General features: G+C 40.8%; 28 protein-coding genes. 5 read left to right on the forward strand and 23 right to left on the reverse strand.

All coding sequences use genetic code 11. The features are described from left to right. Positions 1 to 114 precede the first annotated feature (114 nt). Positions 115 to 204 (forward strand): putative holin-like toxin, encoded by a 90-nt coding sequence (locus tag AC0VYC_RS14345; protein WP_072368332.1) that lies wholly within the window; start codon positions 115 to 117, stop codon positions 202 to 204. Between the two features lie 275 nt (positions 205 to 479). Here AC0VYC_RS14345 and AC0VYC_RS14350 read toward each other — a convergent pair whose 3' ends face one another. The 18 genes from AC0VYC_RS14350 to AC0VYC_RS14435 form a co-directional block, all read right to left on the reverse strand. Continuing rightward, on the reverse strand, positions 480 to 923 hold the full coding sequence (locus AC0VYC_RS14350; protein WP_003213309.1) for a phage tail tube protein: 444 nt from the start codon (positions 921 to 923) through the stop codon (positions 480 to 482). A gap of 1 nt (position 924) precedes the next feature. Continuing rightward, positions 925 to 2,271 (reverse strand): phage tail sheath family protein, encoded by a 1,347-nt coding sequence (locus AC0VYC_RS14355; protein WP_045034526.1) that lies wholly within the window; start codon positions 2,269 to 2,271, stop codon positions 925 to 927. A 3-nt stretch (positions 2,272 to 2,274) separates the two neighbouring features. Next, complete coding sequence (locus AC0VYC_RS14360; protein ID WP_008344108.1) at positions 2,275 to 2,487, reverse strand: YqzN/YkzM domain-containing protein; 213 nt, start codon at positions 2,485 to 2,487, stop codon at positions 2,275 to 2,277. After that, complete coding sequence (locus AC0VYC_RS14365; protein WP_041091933.1) at positions 2,474 to 2,929, reverse strand: phage tail terminator family protein; 456 nt, start codon at positions 2,927 to 2,929, stop codon at positions 2,474 to 2,476. The genes AC0VYC_RS14360 and AC0VYC_RS14365 overlap by 14 nt, the downstream gene beginning before the upstream one ends. A gap of 4 nt (positions 2,930 to 2,933) precedes the next feature. Further along, positions 2,934 to 3,431: an HK97 gp10 family phage protein gene (locus AC0VYC_RS14370; RefSeq protein ID WP_025207873.1), complete on the reverse strand. Its 498-nt coding sequence runs from the start codon at positions 3,429 to 3,431 to the stop codon at positions 2,934 to 2,936. Further along, positions 3,428 to 3,784 carry a YqbH/XkdH family protein gene (locus AC0VYC_RS14375; protein WP_056702588.1) on the reverse strand — a complete coding sequence of 119 codons (357 nt, stop codon included), beginning with the start codon at positions 3,782 to 3,784 and terminating at the stop codon, positions 3,428 to 3,430. Before AC0VYC_RS14375 ends, AC0VYC_RS14370 begins: the two co-directional genes overlap by 4 nt. Continuing rightward, entirely contained in the window at positions 3,781 to 4,164 is a 384-nt protein-coding gene (yqbG, locus tag AC0VYC_RS14380; RefSeq protein ID WP_056702591.1) for a protein YqbG, read from the reverse strand. The genes AC0VYC_RS14375 and yqbG overlap by 4 nt, the downstream gene beginning before the upstream one ends. Before the next feature lie 13 nt (positions 4,165 to 4,177). Continuing rightward, positions 4,178 to 5,101 carry a phage major capsid protein gene (locus tag AC0VYC_RS14385; protein WP_427243801.1) on the reverse strand — a complete coding sequence of 308 codons (924 nt, stop codon included), beginning with the start codon at positions 5,099 to 5,101 and terminating at the stop codon, positions 4,178 to 4,180. A gap of 22 nt (positions 5,102 to 5,123) precedes the next feature. Then, positions 5,124 to 6,212: an XkdF-like putative serine protease domain-containing protein gene (locus AC0VYC_RS14390; protein WP_061420044.1), complete on the reverse strand. Its 1,089-nt coding sequence runs from the start codon at positions 6,210 to 6,212 to the stop codon at positions 5,124 to 5,126. 34 nt (positions 6,213 to 6,246) lie between these two features. After that, entirely contained in the window at positions 6,247 to 7,704 is a 1,458-nt protein-coding gene (locus AC0VYC_RS14395; protein ID WP_041507681.1) for a phage portal protein, read from the reverse strand. Beyond that, positions 7,701 to 9,002 carry a PBSX family phage terminase large subunit gene (locus AC0VYC_RS14400; RefSeq protein WP_427243812.1) on the reverse strand — a complete coding sequence of 434 codons (1,302 nt, stop codon included), beginning with the start codon at positions 9,000 to 9,002 and terminating at the stop codon, positions 7,701 to 7,703. Before AC0VYC_RS14400 ends, AC0VYC_RS14395 begins: the two co-directional genes overlap by 4 nt. An 8-nt stretch (positions 9,003 to 9,010) precedes the next feature. Beyond that, positions 9,011 to 9,658 (reverse strand): phage terminase small subunit, encoded by a 648-nt coding sequence (terS, locus tag AC0VYC_RS14405; protein WP_008344125.1) that lies wholly within the window; start codon positions 9,656 to 9,658, stop codon positions 9,011 to 9,013. Positions 9,659 to 9,810: 152 nt separating this feature from the next. Next, positions 9,811 to 10,329, reverse strand: coding sequence for a sigma-70 family RNA polymerase sigma factor (locus AC0VYC_RS14410; protein ID WP_024719695.1), 519 nt, complete (start codon positions 10,327 to 10,329; stop codon positions 9,811 to 9,813). A gap of 124 nt (positions 10,330 to 10,453) precedes the next feature. Next, on the reverse strand, positions 10,454 to 10,639 hold the full coding sequence (locus AC0VYC_RS14415) for an XtrA/YqaO family protein (RefSeq protein ID WP_370648332.1): 186 nt from the start codon (positions 10,637 to 10,639) through the stop codon (positions 10,454 to 10,456). A gap of 17 nt (positions 10,640 to 10,656) precedes the next feature. Beyond that, positions 10,657 to 11,061: a RusA family crossover junction endodeoxyribonuclease gene (locus AC0VYC_RS14420; RefSeq protein ID WP_041507685.1), complete on the reverse strand. Its 405-nt coding sequence runs from the start codon at positions 11,059 to 11,061 to the stop codon at positions 10,657 to 10,659. Positions 11,062 to 11,163: 102 nt separating this feature from the next. Continuing rightward, positions 11,164 to 11,346, reverse strand: coding sequence for a hypothetical protein (locus AC0VYC_RS14425; RefSeq protein WP_017358978.1), 183 nt, complete (start codon positions 11,344 to 11,346; stop codon positions 11,164 to 11,166). Beyond that, positions 11,336 to 11,488, reverse strand: coding sequence for a hypothetical protein (locus AC0VYC_RS14430; protein ID WP_340959084.1), 153 nt, complete (start codon positions 11,486 to 11,488; stop codon positions 11,336 to 11,338). The genes AC0VYC_RS14425 and AC0VYC_RS14430 overlap by 11 nt, the downstream gene beginning before the upstream one ends. An 18-nt stretch (positions 11,489 to 11,506) precedes the next feature. Then, positions 11,507 to 11,746: a helix-turn-helix transcriptional regulator gene (locus tag AC0VYC_RS14435; protein ID WP_017358976.1), complete on the reverse strand. Its 240-nt coding sequence runs from the start codon at positions 11,744 to 11,746 to the stop codon at positions 11,507 to 11,509. A 159-nt stretch (positions 11,747 to 11,905) separates the two neighbouring features. Between AC0VYC_RS14435 and AC0VYC_RS14440 the strand changes: the two genes are divergently transcribed. From AC0VYC_RS14440 to bioB, 3 genes are all read left to right on the forward strand, one after another. Next, a complete protein-coding gene (locus AC0VYC_RS14440; RefSeq protein WP_007500560.1) occupies positions 11,906 to 12,283 on the forward strand; it encodes a helix-turn-helix domain-containing protein in 378 nt (125 codons plus the stop codon). 242 nt (positions 12,284 to 12,525) lie between these two features. After that, positions 12,526 to 12,879 (forward strand): hypothetical protein, encoded by a 354-nt coding sequence (locus AC0VYC_RS14445; protein WP_335350717.1) that lies wholly within the window; start codon positions 12,526 to 12,528, stop codon positions 12,877 to 12,879. 159 nt (positions 12,880 to 13,038) lie between these two features. Continuing rightward, on the forward strand, positions 13,039 to 14,034 hold the full coding sequence (gene bioB, locus AC0VYC_RS14450) for a biotin synthase BioB (protein ID WP_335350718.1): 996 nt from the start codon (positions 13,039 to 13,041) through the stop codon (positions 14,032 to 14,034). A 40-nt stretch (positions 14,035 to 14,074) separates the two neighbouring features. On the opposite strand, the gene AC0VYC_RS14455 is transcribed toward bioB, so the two are convergent. The 4 genes from AC0VYC_RS14455 to AC0VYC_RS14470 all read right to left on the reverse strand — a co-directional run bounded on the left by AC0VYC_RS14455 (position 14,075) and on the right by AC0VYC_RS14470 (position 17,278). Further along, complete coding sequence (locus AC0VYC_RS14455; protein WP_007500557.1) at positions 14,075 to 14,548, reverse strand: hypothetical protein; 474 nt, start codon at positions 14,546 to 14,548, stop codon at positions 14,075 to 14,077. 171 nt (positions 14,549 to 14,719) lie between these two features. Then, positions 14,720 to 15,553, reverse strand: a complete 834-nt coding sequence (locus tag AC0VYC_RS14460; protein ID WP_024719699.1) for an undecaprenyl-diphosphate phosphatase — start codon at positions 15,551 to 15,553, stop codon at positions 14,720 to 14,722. Between the two features lie 124 nt (positions 15,554 to 15,677). Continuing rightward, positions 15,678 to 16,820: an AI-2E family transporter gene (locus tag AC0VYC_RS14465; protein WP_024719700.1), complete on the reverse strand. Its 1,143-nt coding sequence runs from the start codon at positions 16,818 to 16,820 to the stop codon at positions 15,678 to 15,680. 65 nt (positions 16,821 to 16,885) lie between these two features. Next, on the reverse strand, positions 16,886 to 17,278 hold the full coding sequence (locus AC0VYC_RS14470) for a DoxX family protein (RefSeq protein WP_041507688.1): 393 nt from the start codon (positions 17,276 to 17,278) through the stop codon (positions 16,886 to 16,888). A 200-nt stretch (positions 17,279 to 17,478) separates the two neighbouring features. On the opposite strand from AC0VYC_RS14470, the gene AC0VYC_RS14475 reads away from it, so the two are divergent. Next, positions 17,479 to 18,468 (forward strand): Gfo/Idh/MocA family protein, encoded by a 990-nt coding sequence (locus AC0VYC_RS14475; RefSeq protein WP_326111188.1) that lies wholly within the window; start codon positions 17,479 to 17,481, stop codon positions 18,466 to 18,468. A gap of 55 nt (positions 18,469 to 18,523) precedes the next feature. Here AC0VYC_RS14475 and AC0VYC_RS14480 read toward each other — a convergent pair whose 3' ends face one another. Next, entirely contained in the window at positions 18,524 to 19,048 is a 525-nt protein-coding gene (locus AC0VYC_RS14480; RefSeq protein ID WP_008344162.1) for a type 1 glutamine amidotransferase domain-containing protein, read from the reverse strand. Positions 19,049 to 19,052 lie beyond the last annotated feature (4 nt).

Raw genomic sequence — 19,052 nt, forward strand, 5'->3', positions numbered from 1 at the left:
AAAAGCACATCCATTTTTTGAATGTGCTTTCCAATCTTTTCATGTATAATATAACTCGTACAATTGAACGGCTTGCTCAAGGGCGTCTGGCTCATCCCCGATAGGAAGGGGGTGATGCTCATGTCAACATTCCAAGCACTGATGTTAATGCTTGCTTTCGGGTCATTTATCATTGCCCTGTTGACATATATAGACAAAAAATAGACTCCCCCTTGAGCTTTGGTAGGTGAAAGGGAAAGTCTATCCTGAACATCCTATTCGATTAGCCAGCCCCTTGAAGGGCCTCATTGTACATTGCCGGGATGTTAGCGCATCCTGGCTTCTTTTTATTGTATGCAAATCGCTTTGCATGTAAACATAATTTTGTGTGTCATTTATTGCAATGTGCATTACAAATGCATTCATTTTTCATTACATTTGCATTATAGCATATTTGGTTTTTATTTAGCTAATTAATTAGCTAATTTCCTCCGCATTTCTTAGAAAGAATTCTTCAGCTTTTCAGGCAGATCAAAGTCTTCAAATGTAAATGGAACTTCTTCTTCAAGTGCCTCTGAATCGACATCTAGTCCAGCAATTTTAGCTGAATCAAAGTTGACATCGAATAATGTCACACGCTCTGTGCCTCGGCCTGATGATTTATCATCAATTACCGCTTGAAGAGTGAAATAAGGATCTTCCCCTTTTTTCACATAGTTGAGCATGAGTTGAACGAAACGTGACGTAACTTTATAGAATGTTGCCGTTCCTGTTCCGTTTGCCCCAGTTGTTTTATGGCCAGTCATTCGGCGGCCCATTACGTTCACTTCTGATTTATTTTTCTCCACGTTTGCTTCAAACGTTTTGATAAAGGCAAGTTCCTCACCTTCTAAGAAAAGACGACCTTCTTTACCTGAGATTGTATTTTGCGCTTTAAAAGCCATCTTACTTCACCTCCACATTGAAATAGAATTTTTCTGCTGCGTCTACTGGCTGTACTGCTAAATCGATGATAAATCCATCACGATCTTCATTGAGGCCAATGACGATATCTGTTTCTGAGTTAAAGCCTGTAATACCGCTGCCATCTTGAAGTTGTGTGAGATACTGTGTAATCAGTGTTTTCACAAGCTGCACTCCATCATCAGATGCTGGAATGTCATTGCCATTGGCTTTGCGTAATTTAATCAAATTTTTCAGTTCAAATGTTAAATCATTGTTGATTGCATCTAGCACACGGATGATTTTGTTTTTCGCCATTTGCTGGTTCTTTTCAACCGTGAAGCTTGTCAAAGAGTTAATATCTTTTTCAACGCTCACCGTGCGGTCTCTTGCATCGAAAGTGAAAAGAAACTCTCCTTGTGATAAACGGTATTCTACTTGATCATTATCAAGACGCTCTAATGTATCGACTGCGCCTTCGTATTCAACAAAGGTCAGTGACTGATTAAAAGTCGCTCCTGCACTTGCTCCCGCAACCCAAGCTGTTGTTTGAGCAGGCGCAAGTTCTGTTCCGTCTTCTAAAACAACACCGCTTGTGACATTGATGATACCTTCTTGATCAGCTGCATAGTTAGCCACAACGCCTTGTACCTTACGTCCTTGCTTATTACGTAAACGCTCAATAAATGACGCGAATGTTGCTTTTAATTGCTCACTATTATCGACTGGGAGGGCAATAACATCAAAGTATTCCGTTTCAGCTGCTTCTAGGAAAGCTGTATAATCTGCGACACTTGCCACACCGTTTTTCCCGCCGCTTAAAGCCGCTCCAGCAGTAATGACCGCTTCGCCTTCACCAGAAAATTGAACGTATTTGTTTTTCACAAGATCTTTGACATCTTTGACCACCTGCTTATCGACAATATCTGTTCCAAGATAGGTGATGACGTCACGTTTTGTGCTGTCGAGTACATTTTCTGCCACTTGAATGGTAATCTCATTTCCTTTTTGACCACCGTAATTGGCAGTAACCACAAAGTTTTCTGCGATTTCCGCTTTGGCTGGCTCTCCTTCGTTTAGGCGGTAAAGCAAGACCGTTTGCGCTTTTTTCTTCGCTTCACGGAAAAGAAGAAGTGACTTATCATCAATGTTGAGCCCGACCTTTTTATTTAAGTCTTCCATATCGGAAACGGAAATAAAGGTTTTTGGTTCTCCCCAGCTCATGACAAGAGGAAGTGCAACTGTTCCTCGCTCGCCTAAAGTAATTCGCTGCTCTGCTGTTGTTTTAAAATTAAAGTAAATGCCAGGACGCTTTTTCTCTGTACCTGGTGTAAAAGTGCCTCCGTTCATCCTTTAAACCTCCTTGGACAAAAAAGCATCGATGTGCTTCTTTGCTTCTGTTTTTGTAATTGGTTGATGTTTGATATAAAAAAGAGCACCTTCAAGGATTTCTGGTTTTACCCCAAAAAGATCCTTACTGTGCTCTTTTAAGGCTTCAAATGAAAAGCCAAATTCTTTTTCTTCGCCCGCTGTTTGATCGAGCTGTGTTTTTTTAGTCTTGCTCACGTTTGATCACCCCATCTGAAAAATTGATATCTTCTAGGCTTGGCTGTTTATCTCGGTTGTACCAATAGCTGCTATCCCACGTCAGGACAATCGCTGCTACACCTTGATCTATGATTCTTGTTTCCACTCTTTTTATGCGGACATAATCATCAAGCACCTCTCCATCTTCACTGATCATCTGAATGATTTGACGATCAGCAAGCAATGCATCGACGACTGTTTCCGCCGCATCATGCGCTTTTTCTGTATCCATATGAAACACTTTCACTTGCAGCGAATAAGATTTCATAAAAGTAGACACTGTATCTGGACCACTAATGACAGTCACTGGCGGCACATAAACAGATGGCACTTGGAAACGCTCTGGCAGAAGACGATCATACATTTTCACAGGAAAGTGTGTGTATATATAATGCATGATTGCCCCGACTTCTTGATTCATTCCATCACCTCCCAAAATGTCGATCGATCCAGCTTTGAAGCTTTCGATCCAGCGAGTGTTCAAACATTTGTTCATAGAGCATGACGGCATGATCCCAGTACCCATTTCCTTCAATCCATTGAGATGAAAGCATCATGCCAGTACTGGCATTCGGATCATATTCAAAGCGGCTGCCGTTCCATCTGCCAGGCACCCATCTTCGTTCTCCATTTGAAGAAATGGCATGTCCATCATTCACGTAAGAGGCATAATCGAGCTGTGTCCCTACTTCTAGCGTGAGCCCGCCTCGGGAAGTGAGAAAGTGATTCTCCTTGTCACCTTTTTGAAAGGAATTGAGGAGACGGCCTGTATCAACAGCCTTTTCTTTGATGATTTCATCTTGAATGATGTCTAAAAACTGTAAGCCCATTTCCTGTAACCACTCTTGATATTGCGCCGTTAAGCCGCCACTATTTGCCTGTTGGAGCTGGGATAGCAGCCGGTCAAGTCCATCAATTTTCATAGGTTTTCCTTTCTGACGGCCATCACTTCCATGTGATGATTTTTCACTCTTTTTGGCTGCTGCAATTTGAGTGAGATGCCGTTCCACACCATTTTGTCATGCAAGCGAATGTCGCTTGCTAAAGGGAAATGGACGAGATAGGACTGATAGATGACTGTATTCGGTTCTTCTTGCACGAGTGACTGGCTTTTTTCTACAACATAGCAAGACACATCTCTCATACTTGGTGTATCAGGATAAGAGATGTCCGTTTGCAGATCTCCTGCTGGTATACCAAATTTGCCGCGGACTGCCTCTTCATTCTCTAAGTGAAAAAGATCACAGCGATCCGTTAATAGAGAATCATAACTCATAATGATCTCACCTTTAAATTGGCGCTGCCGCCAGTTAGTGAAGGTTCAATATAATCAACAAGAAGGGCATACACATAAGGTCTGCCTTTCACTTTGTCCGCTGCCTTTGCATATGAATAATCACCCATTTTTTCTGAAGTCAAGCCTTTTATCATGGATTCATCATCATTCAGCATGGCAAAATACTGGGCCATTTTTAATAAGGCGATCCTTGCTTTTTCAGGAATGGGCTGATATTTTTCATGTGTAAAATCGTGCCCGACAATTTGAAATACCGCTGCTTCTGCTTCAATAATATCTGCCGCTAGTCTCTCTACAGAACGATTTTTCACGCGATCAAATACAGAATAGGCTTGTAGTTCCTCAGCAGAAATGATCATAGCCTGCTGTCACCTACTCTTTCACTTTCATTACTTTGGCTACAGCATCCTCTTCCTCAAATTTGCTGTCGAGCTTCGCTGTCAGAACAATGATAAACTTACGGCTGCGAATATCTTTTTCTACTTCAATACGAATATTGCGAGAAAACCCTACGATAATGTTTTTCGGATGTGTCAGTAAAATATCTGATACGTCTGTTCCTTCTTCATCATATGGCTGCATATTGGCAAGACCTTTGACCGGAACACCGAATGCAGAAGAAAGTCCGCCTTGAATCACCGCATCTCCGAGACCTGTCTGACGGTTTGCTACTTGGTCTTTCCACTCGACCTCTAAACTTGGCGATGTATAAAAACGGAAATCCTGAGGTACACGTAAATATTTTGACGGCATCGCTTTATAGGCTTGTTTGAACATTTGACGGCTAATTTCCGCTCCATTCGCATCGACAATATGAGAAACTGCCTGTTTTCGTACGCCATCCATTTGAGCTAAAAATGGATCTTGTGATGTTGTATCACCGTTGACGATCAGTTCTTCAATATCGACTGCCGCTCGTTCCGCCAGCATTTGCATAATGGTCTGCTGAATCCCGTCTTTTTCAATGTTGTTTTCAATGCTGTCGTACGTCATATGGATCTCAGCAATGACTTCTTTTGCATTGAGCTGGACAGTGCTTGTCGCTGGGACAACACGGTCTTTTGCATCAAGCGCTTTGCCTTCTTCTGCTGGGCGTAAAATGCGCTGACCGAAGCCGATTTTTTCGATTTTTTGTGAATCACTTTCCATTGGAATGATACGTGCATCATTTAAAACGGTTGGTGTATTTTGCATCATTCTAATGAATGTGTTGGATTGGGCTGCGTTCATGAGACCGCCTGTTTTTAAGCTGGCAAGTGTCATTTCAGCCTTGCGAATCAACTCTTGATTTCTCACACTTTTTCCTCCTTATTTAGGCTTATAGTAAGCCATCCCATATGGGCTTTGTCATATCATTTTGTGTATCGTGATTTGTTTGTTTAGAAATGCCCCGCGCTTTTTCAAGCATGTGTATCCGCTCTGAAATAGGCAGTAGCTGTTGCTGAAGCACTTCCTGAATCGCTGCTTTTTCTCTGCCTGCTGATTTCTCTAAGGAAGAGAGCTGATGACGAATTGGCGCAACCACTTGCTCCAGCACTTTTTGCACAGGTTCTTCTTCACCTGTTTGATCTGTCCCTTGTTTATCCGCTTGTAAAACGTTGTCGATGGCCATTTTTGCTTTTTCTAGTTCGCGTACTTGATCAGTCGTTAATCCGGCATCTTGCTTTTGAACGGATGCTGGTCTTTCACCAATCGTTTGGAGGACATCATTTGTTTTCAACACATCCTGCACGATTGGAATCAATTGTTCAAGTGCCGCTCTTACGCTAGACTCATCACCATCACTTGACTGCAACGTTTCCAGCAGATGATCTAAAACGCTCCAAAATTGTTGTGGCATATTTGCACCTTCCTCTTTCAAAAAGAAATTTTTCAGCAAAGAAAAAAGCCCTCTCTCGTTCGTTTCTTGAGATAGGAGCTGATCGTGTTCCTCTATTGCGATGATGTCTGCTGTTCCAGCCATTGAGTAGCCTGTAATATGGCCTTGCTGAATTTGGTCCCAAATATCTTGTGATGCCTTTGTCACAAGTACCCAAGATCCTTTTTGAATCAGCTCCCCGCCTACTTCAAAATCCGCTGGGGCAATGTATGATTCGACGACTTCGCCAACACCGTCTTGAAAATCATGCTGTTTATCAATGTGACGGGCATCTTTCATAAAACCGTGTGCTGCCCTTTCAATTTCTTTGGCCGACATAAAGTCTTGATGTGCATCAGGTGTATTCGGTTCATACACGACACCATATACGAGGCGATGCGCATCCTCTGCCTTCGTCAGGACACTGACTTCTTTTTGAAAGTCAGGCTGCTTTTTCTTTGCTTTCATCAAGAAAAATTTCTTTTGATTGGCGGCCTTGTCCACATAGGAAACATGTGTAATTTTTGCGTTTTTTAATTCCCTTGGCATATGTTCACCCCCTTTCAAAAAAGCTCACGTCCTTTTATTTCTCCAGCTGGTTTGACTCGGATGGAGACAGCCCATCAGCTGTTTTTATGCGGCTTTCTAAAGGTCGGTGGTAGAATTCTTCCGGCCATTCCTCTAACGTCTTACCAAGAATACGCCCCGCAAGATCTCGTAAATCATTTGGCGATACTGCCCCAGCCTGAATAAATGGTGTTAGAACCTTCGCTATCTCTAATGGATCTCTAAAGTCAGGACCATTTAATAGAAAGCGGACATGCCATATATCTAAATCCGGGAGAAAAAGAGTATTGAGTTTCCCTGTAATAAGATGCCGCTCTGGCTGAAACACTTGCTCCTCCGTTGTTTTTCGCGCGGTATCTGCTGTAGCCTTGTTATAATCTTGTGACTCTCCTGTGTAAATAGGCGGCAGACGAAAAGCGGAGCGGATTTTGTTTCTCGTCTTTTCATCGTATTCTAAAAAGAGCGCATCCTCTTGCAGGATTTCCGCCAAGGATTTAAAGTTCACTTTGACATTTGATACATCTTCTTCACCTGTTAATCCTTTTTCTGTCGGAAGTCCTTCTACTTCAAGCAATAAAAACTTATGCGCATGATCAGACCCTTCAATATCATCCATATAATCTTGTAGCTGCTGATAAGAAGTCTCTGACAGCATGCCGTTTTCAACAATGATGGCACCAGGTACATGCCTTCCTTGCTTAAAATAAAGATAATTCAGCTCTTCTGCTTTTCGTGCGCCATACATATTGACGATGTTGCCAATCCAGCGGGGAATCCCATACGTCCCACTGCCAATTTTAAAATGAATGACTTCTGTTGCTTGAAGTGGTTCTGGTGTAGCATCATCGTACTTGCCTGTTTCACAATTTAATATGCGCGGATCACCATACTCCTTGAAAAAGACTTTCTTCTCATTGATGACCTGCACATATTTTCGGAATCGTTTCTTACGATTCATCGTCTTTAATTCGCCGTTTTCTGTGTAGCGGAATTCGACGTCGACTGGCTCACTCAGCTTGCAAATGCGGATATGGAGTGCATCCAAATACTCGATTCCTGCCGGCTTTCCTTGTCCATCCCGCAGCACCTCTAAAAAGCCATTTCCTGTTTTCTCCCGGTCTTCTAGGACATAACCAAGAATCACGTCAGCAGACTCATCATAGTTCATGTATTTCGTAAACTCTTCGAGTCTTGTCCATTCCTTCTCGGCTGTCTTCTTTTTGACCGGTTTCACATCTTCCGCATTAAAATCAAAGGCGTATTCCACCCCAAAGCCAAAGCCTAAAATGTTTGTTCGATACGCATCTATACATTGCTGAAGAATCGTTGAGTATTCTGCCATGCTTTTTAATTCATTGATATGGTAGGGCGGCGGGACAATGTCATCTTTTTCGTATGAAAATTCATCCTCATACATTTGTTTTGTATGATCAGACATGTTGGCCTTCATAATCGTTGCTTTTAATTGTTTCATTGTATGGACCTCCTCTCTCGGTTTGGACGGACACGCTCTGAAGCAGTCTGTTTCAAATCGGTCACCTCATAATCATCTAGCGCATACCAAATGGCGGATAATGTGTGTGGGTCGATTTGAAATTCATCTTCCTCTAAGCGGCCGTTCTTATCTGCCTTATAGGTTAGTGATTGAAGTTCATAGATGGTATAAGGGCAAGCATCAGAACAAATGATTTTCTTAAATCGTTTAATTTTCTTTGTATATTGCAAACGTGACCCTTGGAACTTATGCGCAGCGACCATTTGAAATCCGCGCTGCCGAAAATAGTGAATCGTTTTAGGCTCTGCTGCATCTGCCTTAATGAGTTCCTTTGATTCAACAAATTCTTTCAAATCAACAGCTGTTTCATCATCTGTTTTCCCGCGGTCGTAATATTCCCAATAAATATATAAGTACTTTTTTTCATGATCGACAGCTAACCGAATGAGCGCATTGTAGGATTCGACAAATCCAAAATCCATCCCCGTTCGTTTCAGCGGTCTTTCAATCTGCCCGATCGCTTCTAATACGTCGGCATGCTGTCTGACCTCAAATTGCGGAAACACTTTTGTGCCATTGATACCGAAGTATCCTTTCCTTGCAATTCGATAAAGGTCTGGATCGTATTCTTTCAGCTCATCCAGCTGCTTGACATAGCTTTTAGGAAGAAATAGATTGTCTTCTGCTGTTGAGTGGTGATAGTACGTATCTTTTATCACGATGGTTCGCTGTTTGTATAAGGTTTCGTCATCAAGGACAAAACGTTTCAGCTGCTCATCTCGAAAGAAATGTCTGTACGTCCAATTATCCTGACCAACGGGATTCGTCGATAACATCATATAAAGAGGTAAAACCGGATGTCTCAGCCTTCCAAGCAGTTCTTTAAACCCTTCATAAGAAACCTCGGAACACTCCTCAATCCAAATCATTGAGATGTTGTTGATCGACTTCAATTTCTCAGGCTTGTCCAGTCCTTTAAATAAAATGCTGCTCCCATTGCGAAAAGTGAGAGCAAGCGGTGAACTGCGGCACTTTACTAGATGATCGATGCCAAGATCGCTGACGATTTCTTGTAAAAGAGAGTAGGTCGACTCCCGGTGCGTATCATACACTTCTCGAATGACAAGTGCTGTTCGTTTTTCCTCAAGCAGTTTTAAAATCAGCTTTAAAGCAATGTGATAGCTTTTGGAGGAGCCATAACCGCCTACTAAAAACTGAAACTTTTGATTCCAATCGAACAAAAAGTGTTCAAAGTGAGGATTGACTTCTTTTTCAATCAACGGCGTCATGAATCGTCCTCTTTTCTTTTGATCATGATATGAAGATCTTCTTCTTTTTCCTCACGAACTGCTTTTTTTGTTTTTTCGATTGTCAGCTCAATTTGCTTCAGCCTTAATCTTCGTTCATCTTTTGCGTGAGCGAGCTCTTCAAACTGTTTAATCAGCCGTCTTAGTTCTCCCATTGCACGAGATTGGGCATTTAAAAAAGTAGCATGCCGATCCCATGAAAATTGAAACGAAAATTCCTCTGCCGTGATCTCTGGCTCTGGATGAATGCCTTCGCCTGTTTCTTCCTCTAATGAAGAAGGCAAGTACGTCGCCTTTTTCAGTTCTTTGATCATGTCATCTTGATCTGCTACATGCATGATGCGCTGCGCTCGAATAATGGCTGCGTATTGAATTTGAATTTGATCCCAGATGATATCAAGAGATGTGCGCCCATCCATTTTTTCCATGATTTCAATCGTTTCATCTGAAAGAAATTGATGAAAGATCGAGTGCGCCTGCTTTGACGGTGTTTTTTGTCTTTGCCAGCCGTATCGTCTTTTCCATGATTTAACGGTATGGATGGAGACGTTGTAATGATCGGCTAGTTGCTGGTACGTCATCCCTTTCATATAATCCTGCTTAGCCTCTATCCGTTTATCTTTCATTTACATTCACCTGCCGCCTCCTTTTAGTTCGAATGATTCCCTGATGAGAAATCATTTGTGCCGGGCTAGCAAACATTCGTTTGGTCTTTCTAACTATAGGTGGCAACTGTAAGACAAGCTTTTGAAGATTGATGTGATGAAAGAAAAAACGCCTATTCAGCAGCTCTGAATAGGCGTTCTTGTACTTTTTTGGACATTTTGGTCCGAGCTCTTTCCATATGTTTTTGGACTGTTCCTTTTTTTACATCTAGCATGATCGCAATCTCGCTAAATGACAGACCCTGCGTTGTGTGCATAAAAAATACGTCCTTCTCTCGATCTGTTAAAACAGACAAAGCTTCATCGATTCGCCTTTTATCCCGCTCACTTACCTCTCTTTCTTTCTCTTGAATGAGGGTGTATTCATGTGATAAAGCCTCTAATACCTCTTGATTAGCAAGAATGGTGCGCTGATACACAGACCGTCTATCTAATCCTCTGCGTGCGCCTGGCTCTCTACCGATTTGAAGCCATTCCACCACGTATTCTAAATCACTGACCATACTGGCGATCATTTTTTGATCATGTTTGTCCTGATCTGACATCTGTTTCTCTTCTTTGTCTTTCAATTGTTCATATCGTTTTCTGGCATCTTTTAAACTTCTTTTATATTCAATCAATAAATCTTGCATCTATGCTCTCTCCCTTTTTTAAGAAAATAAAAAACGGACACCAATCAGCCCCTTTTTATAGGGTCTTGATCAGTGTCCGCAGGCTTTCCGTCTTGGACTTATTCAGTTGTTCTTGTTCATCAGACTAGCTGATTTTAAAACCAATCTCATGATCGACTCTTGCAAAATGTCCTTTTGCTGTTTGAATAATCGTTTTTCCATGCTCAGGTACATCCATCATATAAGCCGTTCCTACGTTTCCATCTAACACAATGACTTGAATCTTTCCTTTTTCCATTTCACCGACAAATGTCTGGTTTTCTTGAATCATGAGTTGTTTTGGCTCGTTCATATGCTTGTCTCCTTATTTGGTGGTGAGGATCTCATATCATCACCCATCGTATTTAAAATGATTTCCATTCGAGGACGCATGCTATAAAACTGTGAAACTCTTAATTCTACAATCTGTAAAGAGGCGTCATCGGTAACGGCATGAAGTGCTTCTTGTATATACTGCAAATTTGGTTGAAGAATGCTGATGTGTACCGGGCGTATCAAGCCTTTTTCTGCAGATGTACGCGTGTCTTGGCTGTTCGCTAGATCAATGGGCATATTGTAAAATGAGCGAATGTCGAGTGATAATGCGCCTTTTATTTTGCTTGTGCATTGCGCTTTAGCGGCTGTTTGAATTCTGTTTATCAATGTCTCTTTTGTGCATAAATGTTCTTTTTCAATGATAAAATGAAGGACCATGCTACGATCTCCCGTCATCCTTCGCCCACTGCCGAATGTCTTGTTCGTTTTGACCCGCATTGAGCAAACATTTCAGGAATGTCATGATTTGCTTCAATCGATTCATGTCGCATTCATCCTTTCCTTCTTCTTGTCATCAACGGCTTTTTCTGCCATGAGGGTCATGTATGTGCGTTTTTCTTCTGCCGTGGGGAAAGCAAAAATCGGCTCTTTTTGATGAAAAGTGATCCAGCCGCCAGCTTGTACTAGGCAATGCTGTGCTTCTTTTCGGGCATCAAATGTCATCTGATGTCTCATCATCATCAAATCCTTTCTCACGGTCCTCGTCCTCTAATCGATAACCATTTCGGGACATTTCATATGGCCAGTAACGTTTTGGATAGCCGAAATCATTCATTTGTGACACCATCGGATGTTCGATACTCATTCTGTTTGTCTCCCCTTTTTAAGAACGGTCTTCCTCAAGACTATTACTCTTTTTGTGTAACTTTTGACCAAAAAAAAGCTCTTGAACACCGATATTTAGCAAATCTGCAATATGCTTGGCTATTTCTAAGCTGGGCTTTGTTCGGCCCATTTCTATATTTGCATAGCCACTCGTGTACTTATATCCAAGTTTTTTCGCCATATACGTTTGTGTTTTTCCTTGTAATATTCGTTCTTCTCGTAAATTTTCAAGTTTCATGTTTCCACCTCTTACTCATTATGTGTAAGTTATATTCATTATGATAATATACACAAAACGGGTAAGTCAATCATATTTTTATTCTTTTTGTGTATTTATTTATCTTTTCCGTGTAATTCATGATAAAATTTACACATAATATGAAAAAAGGTGTTTCCGATGGATAATTTGACTGGAAAGATTCTAACTGAATTAAGAGAGAAACATGGATGGAGTAAGTCTACCGTTGCCAAAAAACTCGGGTTAAAGGCGATGTCGACCTATGCTAACTGGGAGTATGGATTGAGAAAGCCAGATGGTGAAATGATTGTGAAAATCGCCGAGTTATACGGGGTCTCAACAGATTATCTTCTCACAGGTAAAGACAAAAACGCCTCTGATGACGATCTTGCAGATGATCCTGATTTGCAAATTGCGTTTAAAGCTGCCTCCGATTTTTCTGAAGAAGCACGAAGACAAACCATCGACTTTATTAACTACATTAGAGAGAAAGAAAAACAAAAAGGCCGTCAGCCAAAACAGACAGACGACAAATAAAAGATCTCTTTTCATAAAGCATCACATAGCTGGGTAGATACCCAGCTTTTTTTATGTCTCTTTTTCCCCCTAAAAAAGAATGACATATGAATAAAAAATCATGTTTTTCGGGATAAAATCGTCTTCCCCTACATAATATGTGACAATTTTCACCAAAAATACTCATTTTTCCACTTATTTTGATTGACATATAATTCTATTATTATTAATATATGTATATACTAAAAAAAGGAGTGTTACCGATGAAAAAATTAATGAAAGCTTGTACATTGTCTTTAGCTGCTTTAGGTGCTCTTACGTTCTTCCAAACAGAAGGTGCTCATGCAGCTGCACAGCCTAAAGAACCAGTTATAGCAAAAGCTCCTATTATGAATAAAGTGATTACGATCGACCGTAAAGTTAAGGTAGGATGGTCTGGTGCTTTTTCAATTCCAATCAGTAGAATAACTTTATCCGGTAATACAGACGCTGTTGAACTGAAACAAACTGCTCCAAATTTCACTTTCATTTACTTTTTAAAACCTGGCTTTGTTAAAATATCTTATCTAAATTCAGATGGTGAACGTGTAATTAACAACTATACAATTACCAACTAAAACTCTAATAAATTTATTAAACTAAAGGCGATGACATCATATCATCGCCTTTAATAATGTGACAATTCTCTAAAACCAGCTATACATTCAATTTTTGCAATAGACCAACCAATATGTTAACTTTTAATTATAATAAGTTTACATAATGAGGGGCTGATGATGATAAAACACATATCTTTGTCTTGGGAAACGATAGCGGAGAAGGCCATGAAAAATGAACCGATCACGTTGCAAGAGGGTTTAGACATTCTTGAAGCTGACGATAGTGAATTGTTACCTATTATGCATGCAGCTTATCAGGTGAGATTTCATTTTTTTCAAAAAAAGGTGAAGTTAAATATGATCTTTAACGCCAAAAGCGGATATTGTCCTGAAAACTGCGGGTATTGTTCACAATCGGTGATTTCAACAGCTCCTGTTGAGAGGTATACAATGCTTGACCAAAAAACCATTGTGGCCGGTGCGCGTGAGGCGTTAAAAAGAAAAGCGGGGACTTATTGTATTGTAGCAAGCGGGAGAGCACCTTCGCACCGTGAATTAGATGAAGTCACCGCAGCAGTAAAGGAAATTACTGAGACAATGCCTTTGAAGGTGTGTGCATGTCTTGGATTATTAAATGAAGAAAAAGCGAAGCGGCTGAAGGAAGCGGGTGTTCATCGGTATAATCATAATCTCAATACACATCAAGATCATCATGCTCAAATTACAACGACCCATACGTATGATGACCGCGTATCGACCATTGATAAGGTCAAACAGTCAGGGATGTCACCATGTTCAGGGGTTATTATTGGAATGGGCGAAACCAATCAACAAATTGTTGAAATGGCTTTTGCGCTGAGAGCCCTTGATGCGGATTCGATTCCCGTCAACTTTCTCCATGCAATTGAAGGAACGCCTCTTGAACATCAAGAACGCACACATCCGATTAAAGCGTTGAAGGTTTTGGCACTGATGCGATTTATCAACCCGGCTAAGGAAATTCGAGTATCTGGCGGAAGAGAGTTTAATTTGCGAACGCTTCAGCCTCTCGCATTATATGCAGCAAACTCTATTTTCGTAGGCGATTATTTAACGACAAAAGGACAGCAAGTTCAAACCGATCATCACATCATTGAAGATTTAGGTTTTGAAATAGAAGAATGTGCGCTTTAAAAAAGTCTGCCGATGGATCGGCAGACTTTTGACGTTGAGATTAGAATCTTTTATGGAAATCGACAGTACCGCTTCCTTCTTCGCGGTCAAAGCTGCCAACAAAAGTCCAGTTAATATAGCCGCCGTCACCATTGTTGACAAACGTACCATCTTCAAATACCCAAATACCAAACGTAATGCCGTCATATTCAACACTATCATAATAAACAACATTGTTCAGTCCGCTAAAGTCATGATCTTGGCTTAAGTTTTGAACAACTACGTTGTAATTTTGACCAGCTTCATAGAATGCACTGTATGCCGCATTTTTTACAAATCCATCACGATTTTGAGATGATTTTACTGCTTGTTCAATTTTATCGGCAATGGCTACTGGATCAATCGAGACACTTCCATCGACACCTGTTGTCGTAGCAGCTTCAGCCTTTTGACCAAAAGTCGTAAGAGATAAAGGGACAGCAACCATTGACGTAGCAATCATAGAGCTAACAAAAAATTTACTTGTTTTCCTCATTATTTCTAACTCCTCCTTTAATTGGTATGTTTATGTACTACCCTTTTCTTTGTCACTTAAACACTAATTTAAGAAAAAACTTCTTTTTCTACCAATTAAGAGGCCGTTTTTACTGTTTAAAAGGGCAAAACAACAAAAAAACTACTCTTTTAAAAGAGTAGTTTTCCATCATTACATAAACAGGATAAATAAAATCAGACCTAGGATGATTCGGTAGATCGCAAAAGGCACAAGTTTGATTTTATTAATCAGTTTTAGGAAGAATCGAACAACAAAGAGAGCCACAATAAACGCACTCACAAAGCCCACAATAAAGAATGGAAGCATGTCTGTTGTTAAATATTCGGCATTTTTAACAAGTGTTAAGAGGCTTGCTCCCGCCATAATCGGCATGGCCATAATAAACGTAAAGTCAGCCGCCGCGCGGTGATTCAGACCAAGAATAACACCACCTGCTATTGTAGAACCCGAACGCGAGAAGCCTGGCCATAGTGCTAAACATTGAAATAACCCGATATACAGCGCTTGTCTGTACGTCATATTATCCACAGAGCTTGTTTCTGTTTTACGTTTATTGATCCAATCAGCGACAAGCATCAGCACAGCCCCTAAAATCAAACCGACAGCGACCGTTCTCACATCAAACAAATATTTATCAATATAATCTTCAAATAAGAATCCTAAAATGACGGCTGGGACGAGTCCAACAGCAATTTGAGCAATGGTCAGCTTATGTCCGCTGCGTTTTTGTTCTTCTGTGATATTTTTCTTTAAGCCTAACAAGTTCAAAATACGATCTTTAAACACGATCATGACAGCTAAAATAGAACCTAACTGAATCACGACTTTAAATGTGTTTGCAGCCTCTGGCGTAATGATGTCTTTTGATTTTAGCCAAAGATCATCAACAATGATCATATGCCCTGTAGACGAGACAGGTGCATACTCTGTTAATCCTTCGACAATTCCTAAAACCAGTGCCACGAATAAATCCCATAGATTCATGATTTTCTTTCCTTTCAATTCTGATCTTTTGAAGGCAAACATCTATGTCCACATAAAGACAAGCTTTCTTTTTCGAAAGCTCGTCTTTATGATACTATATTTTTTTCTAAAAAAGATTATGACATCAAACCTTTTCTTCTTTATACAAATTGGATCGCATTTTGAACCAATCAAAGAGGTGGGTCGTGATCACTTTCAGAACGGCATACGTCGGAATCGCGACAATGATGCCGACTACGCTGAACAATTTACCTGCTGTTAATAGAACAAAGATAATCGTGATCGGATGGATATGAAGGTTTTTCCCCATGACCTGAGGAGAAATGAATTTCCCTTCAATAAGTTGAACCACTGTCCAGACAATGATCAGTTTCAGTAGCATAATGGGTGATGTGACAAGTGCAATCACAATCGCTGGTGTAATGGCAATTGTTGGCCCAAGGTAAGGCACTACACTTGTACATGCTGCAATAATCGCCAGAAGCAGCGCATAGTCAAGTCCAATAATCAGATAACCGATTAAAAGAAGAACACCGATACAGAAGCTGACAATGATCTGTCCAAGAATATAAGAGCTTAAGCGATGGTTCATTTCGTGAAGCACGATATGTGTATGCTCTCTAAACTTATTCGGAATAAATTTCAAGAAATAGTCAGGCAGTTTTTTGCCGTCTTTTAATAGATAAAACAGAATGAACGGAACCGTCACGATCGAGATGATAATTTCAGTAAGCGCCCCTAAGAAAGTGCCGACTCCGGTAAAAGTACTTTCCAAAATCTTCGTCGCTTGACTTGATGCTTTACTCACCAATTCAGAGACGTTAAAATTCATCGTTTTCTGCGCCTGATTAATGAAGTTGCTTCCTGTTAGTTGTCGAATCTGTTCTTCTACCGTATCAACGTATTTTGGCAGATTATGAAACAGACTCATCGTTTGTGCTTGTAAAAAAGGAATAATAGATACAATGGTCACTGTAATGATCCCAATAATGACGATATATAAAAGCAAAATCGAAAAGATCCGTTTGACCTTAAATCTCTCTAATAAATTCACAATTGGATTTAATAAATAATACACAACCCCCGTTAAAATAATCGGTAAGGCAATGGTTTTGATGAGTACAATGAGCGGTGTGAAAATAAAAGATGCTTTCATGAAAACAAGGATATTCAACCCTATTAATAGCAGGATGAGTAAAAAGAGAACAAACTTGTTATCAAGAAAAAATTTTCTAAATCGACTGCTCCACATTTGCATAGAATTCATATCTTTCCTCCAAACACGGGCTATTTTATTAGTAAATTGTACACTACTTGATCATCATTTTGTGATCATTGTTTCAGCTTTTCTTCCAGTTTCGCAATGGACATGGCCCATCCAATCAAAATCGGTTGTCCGATTAATCTCATCCATAACAAGGCTTGTTCTGTGCTCTCTTGCCCTGGAAATGGAATCCCTTCTCTCGCAGCAAATAGGTTCGCAGGGAAAATGAGCACCAGATAGACAGCGATCATTTTTGCTGCCACAATCCTTACGTTTGGAAGAAGCAGTAATACGGCGAGCAGCCATTCCAAACATGCGGTGGCATAAATGATGCCATAGGGAAATGGCCATCCAGACATCATGCGGGCAAAGCCGCTTGGCTCTATCACATGAAAAACACCGGCTGCTATAAATAAAAGCGCGAATGCGTATGTACTTCCTATATGTAGGATGCGCTTCATGTTCGTTTCCTCCTCCCTCCTTCTCAAGTATTACCCGAATGAAGGAGGAAACTATCCACTTTTCGTACATTTATATTCTTTATGTAAGACGCATCAGCTAAGGTAAAGGTTTCATCCGCTTTTCAATAAAAAAGAAGATTCTTTCATACAAACGCTTTCAAAGCATGTATAATCAGAGAAAAGCAGAAGGAGGGAATGTGATGATTCGATTTGCTGTCATCGGAACGAATTGGATTACAGATCGATTCTTACAGGCTGGTGAAGGAGTGGCGGATTTTACATGTACGGCCGTCTATTCTCGGTCTGCTGAAAAAGGACAGGCATTTGCAGGCAAGTATGGCATTGAGACCGTCTTTACTAATTTACAGCAAATGGCGGAAAGTGATGCGTTTGATGCTGTGTATATCGCAAGTCCAAACGCCCTTCACAAAGAGCAAGCGATGCTGATGATGGCGCATCAAAAACATGTATTATGTGAAAAACCATTGGCCTCTCACCGGAAAGAGGCTGAAGAAATGATTGCTGCTGCGAAAAAATATCAGGTGTGCTTAATGGAAGCGATGAAGACCACATTTCTGCCGAATTTTCTTCAAATCAAACAGCATCTTGATCAACTAGGCCCCATTCGGCAAGTGATCGCTCATTACTGTAAATATTCCTCAAGATACGATGCCTACCGAAACGGTGAGATTCCAAATGCTTTTAAGCCGGAATTATCCAATGGCTCCTTAATGGACATCGGCGTGTATCTTGTCTTTCCCATCATTTATTTATTCGGGCTGCCACATCAAATCACCGCGAGAGGCTATACACTTTCTTCTGGAGTAGATGGGAGCGGTTCATTACTTTTACAATATGAAGGACATCAAGCACTTCTTTTCCATTCAAAAATCTCAACATCTCATGTATCTGCTGAAATTCAAGGGGAGGATGCCACGATGGTGATTGATCAATTTCACCGTCCTTCTCGTATCATCATCCATGATCGGAATGGACAGCAAACCGATATTTCTCTCAAAGATGATCAACCGGCTATGTATTATGAAATCGATCACTTCATTCAATGCATCAAGCAAAAAAAGGGACAGTCGCCAGTCAATACATTTGCCTTATCCGTTCAAACCATGTCCGTCATGGACGAGGCGAGAAGACAAATGGGCATTATCTATCCAGCCGACAGACAAATGTAATGAGGCATTGAATGAACAAAGGGCGTTTTACAGCCCTTTGTTTGTTCGTGTGAATCTAGTTTGCCGCTAATACATCGGCAAATGCTTTCACATATGGCGGAAGGTCCGGCGGGCGTCTGCTAGATACAATATGACCATCTGTCACAACGGCTTCATCAAACCATTCCGCTCCAGCATTCGTCATATCATCTTTAATACCAGGTGTACTCGTCACTTTTTTACCTTTCAGGATACCAGCTGAAATGAGCACCCATCCGGCATGACAGATTTGTCCGATCGGTTTGCCCTTTGCATCAAACGTACGAACGATGTCTAATACTTCTGGATATCGGCGCAGTTTATCCGGTGCCCATCCCCCAGGAACGAGAACCGCATCATAATCATCTGCTTGAATGGAATAGAAGTCTGCATCTGATACAGCTGGCACTCCGTACTTCCCGATATATTCATGATCTGCTTTTTCGCCTACGAGATGGACAGTTGCCCCCTCTTCTCTTAATCGCAAAACGGGATACCATAGCTCTAAATCTTCAAAATCATCACTGACTAACGCAATGACCTTCTTATTTGATAAACGCATAACA

This window comes from Bacillus sp. iso_77 (genome assembly GCF_056173625.1).

Bases quoted from the DNA above. Each gene is read 5' to 3' on its own strand.
- AC0VYC_RS14480 (WP_008344162.1), bottom strand. From the start codon at position 19,048: ATGCGTTTATCAAATAAGAAGGTCATTGCGTTAGTCAGTGATGATTTT.
- AC0VYC_RS14355 (WP_045034526.1), bottom strand. From the start codon at position 2,271: ATGAACGGAGGCACTTTTACACCAGGTACAGAGAAAAAGCGTCCTGGC.
- bioB (WP_335350718.1), top strand. From the start codon at position 13,039: ATGATAAAACACATATCTTTGTCTTGGGAAACGATAGCGGAGAAGGCC.
- AC0VYC_RS14370 (WP_025207873.1), bottom strand. From the start codon at position 3,431: ATGAAAATTGATGGACTTGACCGGCTGCTATCCCAGCTCCAACAGGCA.
- AC0VYC_RS14460 (WP_024719699.1), bottom strand. From the start codon at position 15,553: ATGAATCTATGGGATTTATTCGTGGCACTGGTTTTAGGAATTGTCGAA.
- AC0VYC_RS14375 (WP_056702588.1), bottom strand. From the start codon at position 3,784: ATGAGTTATGATTCTCTATTAACGGATCGCTGTGATCTTTTTCACTTA.
- AC0VYC_RS14470 (WP_041507688.1), bottom strand. From the start codon at position 17,278: ATGAAGCGCATCCTACATATAGGAAGTACATACGCATTCGCGCTTTTA.
- AC0VYC_RS14410 (WP_024719695.1), bottom strand. From the start codon at position 10,329: ATGCAAGATTTATTGATTGAATATAAAAGAAGTTTAAAAGATGCCAGA.
- AC0VYC_RS14415 (WP_370648332.1), bottom strand. From the start codon at position 10,639: ATGATTCAAGAAAACCAGACATTTGTCGGTGAAATGGAAAAAGGAAAG.
- AC0VYC_RS14395 (WP_041507681.1), bottom strand. From the start codon at position 7,704: ATGAAACAATTAAAAGCAACGATTATGAAGGCCAACATGTCTGATCAT.
- yqbG (WP_056702591.1), bottom strand. From the start codon at position 4,164: ATGATCATTTCTGCTGAGGAACTACAAGCCTATTCTGTATTTGATCGC.
- AC0VYC_RS14440 (WP_007500560.1), top strand. From the start codon at position 11,906: ATGGATAATTTGACTGGAAAGATTCTAACTGAATTAAGAGAGAAACAT.
- AC0VYC_RS14350 (WP_003213309.1), bottom strand. From the start codon at position 923: ATGGCTTTTAAAGCGCAAAATACAATCTCAGGTAAAGAAGGTCGTCTT.
- AC0VYC_RS14365 (WP_041091933.1), bottom strand. From the start codon at position 2,929: ATGAATCAAGAAGTCGGGGCAATCATGCATTATATATACACACACTTT.
- AC0VYC_RS14420 (WP_041507685.1), bottom strand. From the start codon at position 11,061: ATGGTCCTTCATTTTATCATTGAAAAAGAACATTTATGCACAAAAGAG.
- terS (WP_008344125.1), bottom strand. From the start codon at position 9,658: ATGAAAGATAAACGGATAGAGGCTAAGCAGGATTATATGAAAGGGATG.
- AC0VYC_RS14390 (WP_061420044.1), bottom strand. From the start codon at position 6,212: ATGCCAAGGGAATTAAAAAACGCAAAAATTACACATGTTTCCTATGTG.
- AC0VYC_RS14465 (WP_024719700.1), bottom strand. From the start codon at position 16,820: ATGAATTCTATGCAAATGTGGAGCAGTCGATTTAGAAAATTTTTTCTT.
- AC0VYC_RS14455 (WP_007500557.1), bottom strand. From the start codon at position 14,548: ATGAGGAAAACAAGTAAATTTTTTGTTAGCTCTATGATTGCTACGTCA.
- AC0VYC_RS14435 (WP_017358976.1), bottom strand. From the start codon at position 11,746: ATGAAACTTGAAAATTTACGAGAAGAACGAATATTACAAGGAAAAACA.
- AC0VYC_RS14475 (WP_326111188.1), top strand. From the start codon at position 17,479: ATGATTCGATTTGCTGTCATCGGAACGAATTGGATTACAGATCGATTC.
- AC0VYC_RS14445 (WP_335350717.1), top strand. From the start codon at position 12,526: ATGAAAAAATTAATGAAAGCTTGTACATTGTCTTTAGCTGCTTTAGGT.
- AC0VYC_RS14425 (WP_017358978.1), bottom strand. From the start codon at position 11,346: ATGACATTTGATGCCCGAAAAGAAGCACAGCATTGCCTAGTACAAGCT.
- AC0VYC_RS14345 (WP_072368332.1), top strand. From the start codon at position 115: ATGCTCATGTCAACATTCCAAGCACTGATGTTAATGCTTGCTTTCGGG.
- AC0VYC_RS14430 (WP_340959084.1), bottom strand. From the start codon at position 11,488: ATGAGTATCGAACATCCGATGGTGTCACAAATGAATGATTTCGGCTAT.